This window comes from Enterobacter sp. BIDMC109 (assembly GCF_001037885.1).
In the GTDB taxonomy this organism is placed as follows: Bacteria; Pseudomonadota; Gammaproteobacteria; order Enterobacterales; family Enterobacteriaceae; genus Enterobacter; species Enterobacter hormaechei_C.
The window spans coordinates 2032863-2046001 of sequence record NZ_KQ090002.1 but is presented as its reverse complement, the minus strand read 5'-3'; the positions used below and the strand labels follow the sequence as shown (position 1 = coordinate 2046001).

Below are 13139 nucleotides of genomic sequence, written 5' to 3'. Positions count from 1 at the left end.
TCATTGCAGCCCGCAGCAATGCGGGCTACCCCTTCATGAGCCGTTTATGAAGCCAGATAAAGCCTGAGCCAACGCTGACGGGTTTTCCCAGGACATTGAATGGCCCGCATCAGGGATAATTTTTACAGCAACGCCGTTTTGTTGCAGGCGATTAAAATCGTCATCAGGCAGGGATCGCTCACCAAAAACTAACATTACCGGGCAGCTCAATGACAAGAACAGGTGTGCCCAGTCAGGTTTAACGCCCTCGACCAGGCTTGTTGCGCCGCGCCAGACGGCCCAGGGGGCATTGCTTTGAAGGCTTCCAGCCCACGGCGACGTTTCCGCCCGCAGCATGTCATCATAGCCCTGTTCCAGAAAATGTTGTTCCGTTTGGGCCGCAATTGCTCGGCTGAACATCCCGCCACCCGCATGAAAATTGGGTTCAGATACTATCAGGCCCTTAACGCGCGACGTTAACAGTGCTGCCGTTTCGATCGCGATACTCCCCCCCATGCTATGACCATACAGCCAGAGACTATCCAGGGCGAGATGGTTTAACAGTTCAACCACCACCTGCGCCTGTTCGCTCGTGCGATAACGGTAGTTGTCAGGTTTGTCACTGTAACCGCTACCGGGAAGATCGATCAGAATGGCTCTGCGCCCCCCGAAACGGGTATCACAGACAATACGAGGATATTCATACGACGATGCACAGCCCAACCCGTGGATAAACACAACCGGGTCACCGAAACCGGGAAGATCCTGCCAGCGCACAGTGCAGCCTGCTTGCTGCGAATAGAAACTGTTCATAAGCACTCCATGTATGACGGACTGTATATTTATACAGCCTCAATGTATGGAATGCTATGTCTGGATGCCGATTCTGGAAGCGTGCTTCAGAAAAGAGAGATCAACAGGGCAACAGGAAAGCTCATCGGCCAGGTGGAACCCACCAGGAATGCGCTCAACAGGCGAATACGTTTACGATCTTTAGACAGGAACCAGGTGATTAATGCGCAGATGGAGGCCATAATTGCGTAGAACACCAACATCTTTTGATACAACGTCATTCTGTTTACCTGAGCCGAAAAATAACCGCACGCAATATGCGTCATATGTTGACACAGATCAAGTTTTTTCGTTACATCATAACCACTTAAATACTAAGGATAATAACAACTGAGTACCTTGTGTAACAACGCCGGGTAAAGAAAAACGGTTATTATTGATAAGATGCATATTTAATGCACTTTTTGATAAATCCATCCCCTCAGAAAGCAGTTTAATACCAGCAGGCTTTTAAGGGAGGAAACATGCTACGCATTCCGCAGAGTTGCATTCACACCCGTTCCACGCCTTTCTGGAACAAAGAAACGGCCCCCGCCGGCATTTTTAAACGCCACCTGGATACGGGCACGCGTCCGGGCGTTTACCCTCGCCTGTCGGTGATGCGTGGCGCAGTGCGTTATCTGGGCTATGCTGATGAATTTACACCTGAGCCTGACAGCGAGCTCGTCATTGAAGCGGGTCGTTTCGGCGTTTTCCCGCCAGAGAGATGGCACCACATTGAGGTGATGACCGACGACACCCTGTTCAATATTGAATTCTTTGTTGAACCTGAGGTGCTTAAGTCCCTTTAAGCGCCCGCCAACATGAAGGAAACTATTATGTTACGTATTCCTGAAAACTTTGTTCATACCCGCTCGACGCCGTTCTGGAATAAAGAGACCGCCCCAAAAGCGCTTTTTACTCATCACAACACCAAAGCCGGCGTGTACGGTCGGTTGTCCGTCATGCAGGGTGCGGTGCGTTACTTTGGCTTTGCCGATGGCGACGCCACCGAACCCGATCTGGAAGTGGTCATTGAGGCCGGTTCTTTTGGCATCTCCCCACCGCAAAAATGGCACCGCATTGAGCTACTGACCGACGACACCTATTTTAATATCGACTTTTTTGCGGATCCTGCCGTCACGCTCAGCGGTGCGGGCATCGGTAAAGTGGTCAACACGCATAAGGAGTAAATAATGGGTAAGGCTACCTATACCGTGACCGTCACCAACAACAGCAACGGCGTGTCGGTGGATTATGAAACAGAAGCGCCAATGGAGCTGTTGATCCCGGACGTCGCGGCAGATGTCGTGAAGGATCTGGTGAACACCGTTCGTGCCTACGATACGGAAAATGAACACGAGGTCTGTGGCTGGTAAGCTGAATCGCCCGGCACTGCGCCGGGCATGAGGGTTTAGTGTTTGATCATGACATGCCGGACTACCGTGTAATCCTCAAGTCCGTAGACCGACATATCTTTGCCATAACCGGATAACTTCATCCCGCCGTGCGGCATTTCGCTCACCAGCATAAAATGGGTATTGACCCAGGTGCAGCCATACTGCAACCGCGCGCTGAGTCGGTGGGCGCGTCCGACGTCTTTTGTCCAGACGGACGAGGCCAGGCCGTATTGCGAATCGTTAGCCCAGCTCAGCACCTGCGCTTCATCCTCAAATTCTGTCACGCTGACCACCGGGCCAAACACTTCTCGCTGGACGATCGCATCTTCCTGCTTCGCCCCGGCCAGCAGCGTTGGCTGGAAGTAATATCCGTCTCCCTCTTTTTTACTGCCACCGGTGACGACGCGGATATGTCCTAGGGCTTTGGCTTCGTCCACGGCAGCACAAACGCGGGAAAGATGCGCTGCGGAGCTGAGCGGGCCCAGCTCGGTTGACGCATCGTCCGGCGCGCCCATTTTCAGGCTGGCAACGGCTGCGCCCAGCTTTTCGACCAGCGCGGGGTAAATCCCCTTCTGGGCATAGATACGACAGGCTGCGGTACAATCCTGACCAGCATTGTAGAAACCAAACGTACGCACGCCTTCAACCACGGCATCCAAATCTGCATCGTCAAAGACAATGACCGGGGCTTTTCCGCCCAATTCCATATGGGTACGTTTAACTGAAGATGCGGTATGCCCGATAATATGTTCTCCGGTAGCAATAGAGCCGGTGAGAGAAACCATACGGACTTTTTCGTGGCCGGTCAGCGGATCTCCTACGGTTTTTCCGCGACCAAACAGCACGTTCAGCACGCCTGGCGGGAAGATATCTTTCGCCAGTTCCGCCAGCTTCAGCGCCGTCAACGGGGTAATTTCAGACGGCTTGATGACGACACAGTTTCCCGCCGCCAGCGCGGGCGCCAGCTTCCACGCCGCCATCATCAGAGGGTAGTTCCAGGGCGCAATAGAGGCGACAACGCCAACCGGGTCGCGGCGGATCATCGAGGTATGTCCTTCGAGGTATTCTCCGGCAGCCAGCCCGTTCAGGCAGCGGGCGGCCCCGGCAAAGAAGCGAAACACATCGACCACGGCCGGGATCTCATCTCCCTGAACACAGTGCAGCGGTTTCCCGCAGTTAAGGGACTCCACTTTTGCGAACGCGTCAGCGTTGGCTTCTATCACATCAGCCAGTTTCAACAGACATTCGGCGCGCGTTTTCGGCGTCGTTTGTCCCCACTCTGTGAACGCGCGATCGGCAGCCTGGACGGCAGCGTCCACCTGTGCTGCCGACGCTTCAGCAATCTCCAGCAGCACTTCACCCGTGGCAGGATTATAAACCGCCTGCTTCTCACCTTCGCCGGTCACCAGTTCACCATTAATCAGCAATTGATTTTGCATAGCATCGTCCTGTTGAAATCGACATTGTTTTCGCTGTCAGCACACGTTCTGGCGGGCAGAAACGTGACAACGTCACGTTACCAATCCGCGCTCCCTTACTAAAGGTAGACCGCGCGTCATGTCGCTTCAGGAATTTTCATCAAGGTGTGACTGGGTGCAGCATCATTTCGCGGATTAACCCCGCCAGCTGGACGACCGCCTGCTCCTCCCGCTCGCCCCAGCCCCATGAGGTATTGAAACGGAAAAACGGTGTCCAGATATTGGAGGTGGAAAACATCTTGCCGGGCGCAATGCTGATTTGATGGGTTAACGCCTTCTCACTCAACCGCCCCGCATCCAGCTGTTCAGGCAGTTCAAGCCATAAAAAATAGCCGCTGTCGTTATGATGGATTTTGACGCCGGCAGGCATATGACGCAAAAGCGATTGCCAGGCCTGCTGTTTGCGTTCAGCAAGCGTGCGTCGCAGACGGCGAAGGTGGGCGTCGTAACGTTTGGTCGCCAGGTAATCCACCAGCGCCAGCTGCATGGGAGAGCTGGTGGACAACGTACTCATCAGCTGCAACTGCTGAATACGTCGCGCATGTTTTCCCGCCGCCACCCAGCCAATACGGAAACCAGCCACCAGACACTTGGAGAATGAGGAGCAGTGCAACGTCATATCCTGCTTATCCCAGGCCTTTGCCGGAAGCGGCTTTTCGCGGCCAAAGTAGAGTTCGCTATAAACATCGTCTTCAATCAGCGTGACGTTATGCCGGGTGAGTAAGGCCACCAGCTGAGCTTTCTTCTCTGCACTCAGCGTGAAGCCGAGCGGGTTCTGACTGTTGGTCATCAGCCAGCAGGCTTTCACCGGATAATCATTTAACGCCTGCTCAAGGGCACTGAGATCGATGCCCTCACGCACGTCAGTGGCAACCGACAGCGCTTTCAGTTTCAGACGTTCAAGCGCCTGGAGTGCGCCATAAAAACAGGGGTTTTCAACGATAACCCAGTCCCCTGGTTCAGTCACAGCCTGCAAACTGAGGTTGAGCGCCTCAAGCGCGCCCGCGGTGATCACAATTTCATCCGGGGAGATATTCATTCCCTGCTGAGCGTAGCGACGGGCAATGGCATGACGTAAGTCGACGTTACCCGGCGGCAGGTTTTCAATCACGCTCATGGCGGTAGCCGTTTTGCTGACGTTAGCCAGCGATCGGTTGAGTTGCTGAAGCGGGAAAAGGCGCGGATCGGGAAACGCCGAGGCAAAAGGGACAACGGAGGGGTCGCGGCTGGCCTGTAGCACGTCGAAAATATAGGTGTTGATGTCGACCACTTCATCGCGCATCACCTGCGCGGGCGGTGCAGGCTGGTGTGTGGTCGGGCGGGCGGCAACGTAATAGCCTGACTGCGGTCTGGCAACAATACGCCCCTGACTTTCCAGCATCTGATACGCGTGGCCCACGGTCATAAAACTCATGCTGCTGCTTGCCACCTGCTCTCGCAGAGAAGGCAGCTTATCGCCCGGCAACCATACGCCAAGCTCAATCTGCGAGATAATTTGTTGCGCCAGACGCTGGTATTTTTTCATCAGATTCTCCTTATTGCTGACAGTGTATATCAGCAGGAGAAAAAGAGAAGATTTTGCTAACTGTTATAGGAAACGCGGCAGATTACTTGCGGTACTCAGTAATGTGATTCTGAGCAGAACGCGCTGCGGCCAGGTGGTCGAGCGTGATCATCGACGATTTGCAGAAAATGCATTTCGCGCCGAAGGGATTTTTGTCAGACACATCAAACGCTGAGGTGCGGTACTGCGAGCCATGACAGCATGGGCAGCGGAAATGGATATAAGAAGTCATAGGATTCTCCTGTAAACGTAAAAACGTAAATTACTCATGAGCCGATCAGGCAATAAATGGTTCGATACAAAACTAATCGGAATGTAGATAAAGACCCAAGAGAGGCTGCGGAGAGGCACAACGTGATGAGAACTGCTTTATAAAACTACGTCAGATATTTATTTGGATTCAAAACCAGAAATCCATTAACGCATGTTGCTGGCGACAAAGCAAGCTGTTTAATGCGTAAAAATCATAAAAAGAAATTTTTTATTCTTCCTTGTTACCTATATCAGCCAGATAAAGTTCAGGTGTTCCCACAACTGTTATAAATAAATTATCGATTTCTGCTTCTGATATCTCACTTGCCGCCTCTCTATCATAACAGTACACCGTTTAACATTGAGGCAGTGCATGTTTGGTCCAGATGCGTTTCATCTTGCGCGAATACAGTTCGCCTTTACCGTATCCTTTCATATAATTTTTCCGGCGATAACCATTGGCCTGGCGAGCTATCTCGCCGTGCTGGAAGGGCTGTGGTTGAAAACAAAAAATCCCGTCTGGCGCTCGCTGTACCATTTCTGGTCGAAGATCTTCGCCGTCAATTTTGGGATGGGCGTGGTCTCCGGCCTGGTGATGGCTTATCAGTTTGGCACTAACTGGAGCGGGTTTTCGCAGTTCGCGGGCAGTATTACCGGCCCCCTGCTGACCTATGAAGTGCTTACCGCGTTCTTCCTTGAGGCGGGGTTCCTCGGGGTAATGTTGTTTGGCTGGAATAAGGTCGGGCCAGGGCTGCACTTCTTTTCGACCTGCATGGTCGCACTGGGGACCCTCATGTCTACGTTCTGGATCCTCTCGTCAAACAGCTGGATGCAGACACCGCAAGGGTATGAAATCATCAACGGTCAGGTCGTTCCGGTGGACTGGTTTGCCGTGGTGTTTAACCCCTCCTTCCCTTACCGCCTGCTGCACATGTCGATAGCGGCATTTCTCAGCAGCGCGCTGTTTGTCGGTGCTTCCGCGGCCTGGCATTTGCTGCGCGGAAACAATACGCCCGCTATTCGCACCATGTTTTCCATGGCGTTGTGGATGACGTTGATCGTGGCCCCAGTCCAGGCGCTGGTGGGGGATATGCACGGGCTTAACACCTTAAAACACCAGCCAGCGAAAATAGCCGCCATAGAAGGCCACTGGGAGAATCCGCCGGGTGAGCCTACCCCACTGCTGCTATTTGGCTGGCCGGATATGGAGCAGGAACGGACCCGTTTTGGCCTGGAAATTCCCGCTCTCGGCAGCCTGATCCTGACCCACAGTCTCGATAAACAGGTTCCGGCATTGAAGGAGTTCCCAAAAGAAGATCGCCCGAACGCCACCATTGTCTTCTGGTCTTTCCGCATCATGGCCGGCCTGGGAATGTTGATGCTGCTCCTGGGCGTGACGGCAATCTGGCTGCGTTATAAACAGCGCCTTTATACCTCACGTTCCTTCCTGTGGTTTGCCCTGCTGATGGGGCCGTCCGGGCTGATCGCGATCCTCGCCGGATGGGTAACAACGGAGGTCGGCCGCCAGCCCTGGGTCGTCTATGGTCTACAGCGTACAAAGGATGCGGTTTCCGCGCATGGCGATCTGCACATGAGCGTCAGTTTGCTGGCCTTCTTCGTGGTTTATACCGCGGTATTCGGCGTGGGTTACAGCTATATGGTGCGTCTGATTAAAAAAGGGCCGCAGCCCCATGAATCCTTCGCGACTGAATCCGATGGCCGCCCTGCTCGTCCGCTTTCTGCCGTCACCACTGAATTTAAGGAGTAACCGTAATGGGTATCGATCTTTCCATTATCTGGTTCGTGATTATCGTTTTCGCCACGTTGATGTATATCGTGATGGACGGTTTTGATCTGGGGATAGGGATCCTGTTTCCGGCAACGCCGAATGCGGACGACCGCGACGTGATGGTCAATAGCGTGGCTCCCGTCTGGGATGGCAACGAAACCTGGCTGGTGCTTGGCGGTGCGGCCCTGTTTGGCGCCTTTCCTCTCGCCTATGCGGTTATCATCGACGCGCTAACCATTCCACTGACAATAATGCTGATCGGGCTTATATTTCGTGGCGTCGCCTTCGAATTTCGCTTCAAGGCCACTCCGGCGCACCGCCCGTTCTGGGATAAGGCCTTTATTGGCGGATCAATTGTGGCGACCTTTAGCCAGGGCATCACCGTCGGCGCGGTCATCCATGGGTTCAGCGTCACTGGTCGCGCTTACAGCGGTGGTCCGTTTGACTGGTTTACCGCGTTCAATTTTTTCTGCGGTGCGGGTCTTGTGGTGGCTTACGCGCTGTTAGGTTCAACGTGGCTGGTAATGAAAAGCGAAAATGCCCTGCAACAGCGGATGCGTCAGGTATCGAAAGTGCTTCTGCTCCTGCTTCTGGTATTCATTGCAGTAATCAGTATCTGGACCCCTCTCGCCCAACCAGCTATTGCTGCGCGCTGGTTTACGCTGCCGAATCTGTTTTATCTGCTGCCCGTTCCTGCGCTGGTTGCGATCCTGAGTCTGTGCCAGTGGCGCTGCCTGAACGATCCTGCGAGCCATACTCTGCCGTTTATCATGACGTTAGGGCTGGTTTTTCTTGGGTTTAGCGGGCTTGGGATCAGCATCTGGCCGCATATCATCCCGCCGGACATTACCCTCTGGCAGGCCGCTGCGCCAGCCCAAAGCCAGGGCTTTATGTTAGTGGGTGCACTGTTGATCATTCCCGTGATTCTGGTCTACACCTTCTGGAGTTATTACGTTTTTCGCGGAAAAGTACAGCATGGGGAGGGTTATCACTGATGCAACAACCTGTATGGAAACGTTTGATGTGGCTTGCCATCATCTGGGGCGGCAGCGTTCTGGCGCTGGCCTGCGTAAGTATGCTCTTTAAAATGCTGATGACCGCAGCCGGATTTAAATCGCACTAACTCACTGACCGGGTGCGCCGCCGCCCAGTCCCTTCCCGCACTTTCAGATAAACCCCATTAACACCCAGGAGGGTATGGTTACACTGAAAAAATATTTACGGTATTGATAGTTTGAGAAAAAAAATGAAAAAGCTCGCGGCAGTAAGTTTAATCAGCCTCGCACTGGCTGGATGCGTTAATCCTGGTAAAGCCTCCGTTCAGACCGAACAGCTAGAGAATCATCGTTTCGTTCTGGAAAATGTGGATGGCAAAGCGGTTAAAGGCGGGAAAACGCAGCCTGAAATTCGCTTCAGTGCGCAACCCAATATCAGCCTGATTAACAACATTGTCGTCTCCGGCACAATGTGCAACGGCTTCAATGGCCAGGGGAAACTGTCCGAAGGAGAGTTGACGGTCAAAACGCTGGCAATGACGCGGAAACTCTGCACCGAGCCGCAGCTAAATGAACTGGATCAGACCATCGCTGATATGCTACGCACAGGCGCACAGGTAGACCTGACCGAAGACCAGTTAACCCTGGCGACAGCCAATAAGTCATTGATGTTTAAGCGAGTTGAATAACTCAGTAGCTTCCGCACGAACCTACGGCAAGCGACTGCTCACTACAGCGTTTGCCATTTGGCAATGCGCACATGCCGATGGCGGAGCCGTCGAGCTGACGGGCAACGGAGAGTGAACCGCCGATCATTGCGCAGTTGGCCTGACCTGAACTGGACATCGCCGCTCGCATACCCGGCGTAACGTGTGCCGCTGTCGCCTGCTGTACAGGTTCATTGCTGCATGCCGACAACAGTAACGCGGCACATCCGACCCAAAATGCTGAACGCATACCTTCCTCCCCATAAATAAAGCGAAACCTATGCATAATAGGCATCACGCGCCGCATCGTCGAGAGCGGATGTGCGTATTTATGCGCCCTAGTAACAATTTCTCGCAATTTTTTAACGCGAGTAGCCATCGAGTCATTGATACAGCGCATACCAAAAACACAAAAGCGAAAATCGTAAAACCTGAGCTTTGCTAAAATACACAGATAATATTCAGGGTCTGTCGTCGTTTTTCAGGCCCCTCTTTTTGCGCAATGTAAGGGTGTTGTCCTATGCAAACTATTGACGGCAATGGTGCAGTCGCGTCTGTTGCGTTTCGTACCAGCGAAGTGATCGCCATCTACCCCATCACTCCCAGCTCCACGATGGCTGAACAGGCTGACGCCTGGGCTGGTAATGGGATAAAAAACGTCTGGGGCGATGTCCCGCGGGTTGTAGAGATGCAGTCCGAAGCCGGTGCCATTGCCACCGTGCATGGTGCGTTGCAGACCGGTGCCCTGTCGACCTCGTTCACGTCGTCTCAGGGGCTGCTGTTGATGATCCCCACGCTTTACAAGCTGGCAGGGCAATTAACGCCGTTTGTGTTGCACGTTGCCGCACGCACCGTAGCCACTCACGCGCTCTCTATTTTTGGCGACCACTCAGACGTGATGGCCGTGCGTCAGACCGGCTGCGCTATGCTCTGCGCCAGCAGCGTGCAGGAAGCGCAGGACTTCGCACTGATTTCGCATATCGCCACGCTGAAAAGCCGAGTGCCATTTATTCATTTCTTCGATGGTTTTCGCACGTCCCACGAGATCAATAAAATCGTTCCGCTGCCGGACGACACCCTTCTGAATCTGCTGCCGCAGGCTGACATCGATGCGCATCGCGCTCGCGCCCTCAATCCGGAACATCCGGTGATCCGGGGTACCTCTGCGAACCCGGATACCTATTTCCAGTCCCGCGAGGCGACAAACCCGTGGTACAACGCGGTCTATGAGCACGTTGAACAGGCGATGGACGATTTTGCCGCTGCGACGGGCCGCGAATATAAGCCGTTTGAATATTACGGGCATCCGCAGGCCGAGCGCGTGATCGTCCTGATGGGCTCCGCCATTGGCACCTGTGAAGAGGTGGTTGATGAGCTATTGACGCGTGGTGAAAAAGTTGGCGTGCTCAAAGTTCGCCTCTACCGTCCCTTCTCAGCGAAACACCTGCTCGCAGCCCTGCCGGATAGCGCGCGTGCAGTGGCGGTACTGGACCGCACCAAAGAGCCTGGCGCACAGGCTGAGCCACTTTATCTGGATGTGATGACCGCTCTGGCTGAGGCGTTTAACCGCGGTGAGCGCGAAACGCTGCCGCGCGTCATTGGCGGGCGTTATGGATTGTCTTCCAAAGAGTTCGGACCGGAGTGCGTCCTGGCGGTATTTGCTGAACTCCGCGAGGCAAAACCGAAGCCGCGCTTTACGGTCGGCATTTATGATGACGTGACTAACCTTTCTCTGCCCTTGCCGGAAAACACCCTGCCCTCGATTGCGAAACTGGAAGCGCTGTTCTACGGTCTGGGTAGCGACGGCAGCGTCTCGGCAACCAAGAACAACATCAAAATTATCGGCAACTCTACGCCGTGGTATGCGCAAGGGTATTTCGTCTACGACTCCAAAAAAGCGGGCGGACTGACCGTTTCCCATCTGCGCGTCAGCGAACACCCGATCCGCTCGGCATACCTGATTTCTCAGGCGGATTTTGTTGGCTGTCACCAGCTCCAGTTCATTGATAAATATCAGATGGCCGAGCGCCTGAAGCCCGGCGGTATTTTCCTGATCAACACCCCTTACAGCGCCGACGAGGTCTGGGCACGCCTGCCCCAGGAAGTGCAGGCGGTGCTTAACCAGAAACAGGCGCGCCTGTATGTCATTAACGCCGCGAAGATCGCCCGCGAATGCGGCCTGGCGGCGCGCATCAATACGGTTATGCAGATGGCGTTCTTCCACCTGACCAATATTCTGCCGGGCGACAGCGCGCTGATGGAGCTTCAGGGTGCAATCGCCAAAAGCTACAGCAGCAAAGGTCAGGAACTGGTTGAGCGCAACTGGCAGGCGCTGGCGCTGGCCCGCGAATCGCTGTTCGCGGTGCCGTTGCAGCCGGTCAATGCCAGCAGTCCGAACCGGCCGCCAGTGGTGTCTGACGCCGCCCCGGATTTCGTCAAAACCGTCACGGCGGCGATGCTTGCCGGACTGGGCGACACCCTTCCCGTCTCTGCGCTTCCGCCTGACGGCACCTGGCCGATGGGTACGACCCGCTGGGAAAAACGCAACATTGCCGAAGCGATCCCTATCTGGAAAGAAGAGCTGTGCACCCAGTGCAACCACTGCGTGGCGGCCTGCCCGCACTCCGCCATTCGCGCCAAAGTGGTGTCGCCAGAAGCGTTAGATGGCGCACCGGAAAGTTTGCACTCGCTGGATGTAAAATCCCGCGATATGCGTGGTCAGAAATATGTCCTACAGGTGGCGCCGGAAGACTGTACCGGCTGTAACCTGTGCGTCGAGGTGTGCCCGGCGAAAGATCGTCAGGACCCGTCAATCAAAGCCATCAATATGATGTCGCGTCTTGAACATGTTGAAGAAGAGAAAGTGAATTATGATTTCTTCCTCGACCTGCCTGAAATCGATCGCAACAAGCTGGAACGCATTGACATTCGTACCTCGCAGCTCATCACCCCGCTCTTCGAGTACTCCGGGGCGTGCTCCGGCTGCGGCGAAACACCGTATATCAAACTGCTCACTCAGCTTTACGGTGACCGAATGCTGATTGCCAACGCGACGGGCTGCTCGTCAATCTATGGGGGTAACCTGCCGTCTACGCCATACACCACCGACGCGAACGGTCGCGGCCCGGCGTGGGCAAACTCGCTTTTCGAGGACAATGCAGAATTTGGTCTGGGATTCCGTCTGACGGTCGATCAGCACCGCGCCCGCGTAATGCGTCTGCTGGCACAGTTTGCCGATAAGATCCCGGCAGAACTGAATGATGCCCTGCATGCGGAGGCCACACCTGACGTTCGTCGCGCGCAGGTTGCTGAACTGCGCAACGCGCTTAAGGGTGTTGAAGGGGCTGAACAACTCCTGACTGATGCTGACGCGCTGGTTGAAAAATCTGTCTGGCTGATCGGCGGCGACGGGTGGGCCTACGATATTGGTTTCGGCGGTCTTGATCATGTCCTGAGCCTGACCGAAAACGTCAATATTCTGGTGCTTGATACTCAGTGCTATTCCAACACCGGCGGACAGGCCTCGAAAGCAACGCCATTGGGGGCGGTCACGAAATTTGGTGAGCACGGCAAGCGCAAGGCGCGTAAAGATTTGGGCGTCAGCATGATGATGTATGGACACGTCTACGTCGCGCAGATTTCGCTGGGGGCGCAGCTCAACCAGACGGTGAAAGCCATTCAGGAAGCGGAAGCGTATCCAGGGCCGTCGCTGATTATCGCCTACAGTCCGTGTGAGGAACATGGCTACGATCTGGCGCTCAGCCACGACCAGATGCGTCAGCTCACCGCAACCGGCTTCTGGCCACTGTACCGCTTCGACCCGCGCCGTGCCGATGAAGGGAAATTGCCGCTGGCGCTGGATTCGCGTCCGCCGTCAGACGCCCTTGCCGAAACCTTACTTCAGGAGCAGCGTTTCCGCAGGCTGAACGCTCAACAGCCAGAAGTGGCAGAGCAGCTATGGAAGGATGCGGCAGCGGATCTACAGAAGCGTTATGACTTCCTGGCGCAACTGGCGGGGAAAGCCGAAAAATCGACCAGTGAATAACTTTATGCCCGGCTTGTCCGGGCATTTTTTTGCCAAAAAAAGCCCGATGCACGTGCACCGGGCGAATCCAGAAGATCGGTGAAAATTGCCTCAATGTTC

At 54.5% G+C, this 13139-nt stretch carries 14 protein-coding genes; 8 read left to right on the top strand and 6 right to left on the bottom strand.

Annotated features, from left to right (window positions below):
• Positions 1 to 33: 33 nt before the first annotated feature.
• Both SK62_RS09755 and SK62_RS09750 read right to left on the bottom strand, forming a co-directional pair.
• Entirely contained in the window at positions 34 to 792 is a 759-nt protein-coding gene (locus SK62_RS09755; protein WP_039270671.1) for an alpha/beta fold hydrolase, read from the bottom strand.
• Positions 793 to 878: 86 nt separating this feature from the next.
• Positions 879 to 1052, bottom strand: a complete 174-nt coding sequence (locus SK62_RS09750; protein WP_003856960.1) for a GhoT/OrtT family toxin — start codon at positions 1050 to 1052, stop codon at positions 879 to 881.
• Between the two features lie 243 nt (positions 1053 to 1295).
• Between SK62_RS09750 and SK62_RS09745 the strand changes: the two genes are divergently transcribed.
• The 3 genes from SK62_RS09745 to SK62_RS09735 are packed head-to-tail and all read left to right on the top strand — an operon-like array spanning position 1296 to position 2189.
• Positions 1296 to 1622 (top strand): TehB family protein, encoded by a 327-nt coding sequence (locus SK62_RS09745; RefSeq protein WP_015570441.1) that lies wholly within the window; start codon positions 1296 to 1298, stop codon positions 1620 to 1622.
• A 27-nt stretch (positions 1623 to 1649) separates the two neighbouring features.
• Positions 1650 to 2003, top strand: a complete 354-nt coding sequence (locus tag SK62_RS09740) for a TehB family protein (protein ID WP_003856958.1) — start codon at positions 1650 to 1652, stop codon at positions 2001 to 2003.
• 3 nt (positions 2004 to 2006) lie between these two features.
• Positions 2007 to 2189, top strand: a complete 183-nt coding sequence (locus tag SK62_RS09735) for a DUF1869 domain-containing protein (protein WP_003856955.1) — start codon at positions 2007 to 2009, stop codon at positions 2187 to 2189.
• Between the two features lie 35 nt (positions 2190 to 2224).
• On the opposite strand, the gene patD is transcribed toward SK62_RS09735, so the two are convergent.
• The 3 genes from patD to SK62_RS09720 form a co-directional block, all read right to left on the bottom strand.
• Positions 2225 to 3649, bottom strand: coding sequence for an aminobutyraldehyde dehydrogenase (gene patD / locus SK62_RS09730; protein WP_047719515.1), 1425 nt, complete (start codon positions 3647 to 3649; stop codon positions 2225 to 2227).
• 139 nt (positions 3650 to 3788) lie between these two features.
• Positions 3789 to 5213 (bottom strand): aminotransferase-like domain-containing protein, encoded by a 1425-nt coding sequence (locus SK62_RS09725; RefSeq protein WP_047719514.1) that lies wholly within the window; start codon positions 5211 to 5213, stop codon positions 3789 to 3791.
• Between the two features lie 82 nt (positions 5214 to 5295).
• Complete coding sequence (locus tag SK62_RS09720) at positions 5296 to 5484, bottom strand: cold shock small protein YmcF (protein ID WP_017693360.1); 189 nt, start codon at positions 5482 to 5484, stop codon at positions 5296 to 5298.
• A 393-nt stretch (positions 5485 to 5877) separates the two neighbouring features.
• Here SK62_RS09720 and SK62_RS09715 point away from each other — a divergent pair, with 393 nt between their 5' ends.
• From SK62_RS09715 to hslJ, 4 genes are all read left to right on the top strand, one after another.
• On the top strand, positions 5878 to 7272 hold the full coding sequence (locus SK62_RS09715) for a cytochrome ubiquinol oxidase subunit I (RefSeq protein ID WP_032103603.1): 1395 nt from the start codon (positions 5878 to 5880) through the stop codon (positions 7270 to 7272).
• A gap of 5 nt (positions 7273 to 7277) precedes the next feature.
• Entirely contained in the window at positions 7278 to 8288 is a 1011-nt protein-coding gene (gene cydB / locus SK62_RS09710; protein ID WP_045329916.1) for a cytochrome d ubiquinol oxidase subunit II, read from the top strand.
• Positions 8288 to 8416, top strand: coding sequence for a DUF2474 domain-containing protein (locus SK62_RS09705; protein WP_017382264.1), 129 nt, complete (start codon positions 8288 to 8290; stop codon positions 8414 to 8416). Before cydB ends, SK62_RS09705 begins: the two co-directional genes overlap by 1 nt.
• Before the next feature lie 123 nt (positions 8417 to 8539).
• Positions 8540 to 8977, top strand: a complete 438-nt coding sequence (gene hslJ / locus SK62_RS09700) for a heat shock protein HslJ (RefSeq protein WP_045329918.1) — start codon at positions 8540 to 8542, stop codon at positions 8975 to 8977.
• A gap of 1 nt (position 8978) precedes the next feature.
• On the opposite strand, the gene SK62_RS09695 is transcribed toward hslJ, so the two are convergent.
• The gene (locus SK62_RS09695) at positions 8979 to 9245 is read right to left on the bottom strand and encodes a putative hemolysin (protein ID WP_003856935.1); all 267 of its coding nucleotides are present in this window, start codon (positions 9243 to 9245) and stop codon (positions 8979 to 8981) included.
• 270 nt (positions 9246 to 9515) lie between these two features.
• Here SK62_RS09695 and nifJ point away from each other — a divergent pair, with 270 nt between their 5' ends.
• On the top strand, positions 9516 to 13040 hold the full coding sequence (gene nifJ, locus SK62_RS09690) for a pyruvate:ferredoxin (flavodoxin) oxidoreductase (RefSeq protein WP_045339861.1): 3525 nt from the start codon (positions 9516 to 9518) through the stop codon (positions 13038 to 13040).
• The last annotated feature ends 99 nt before the right edge of the window (positions 13041 to 13139 follow it).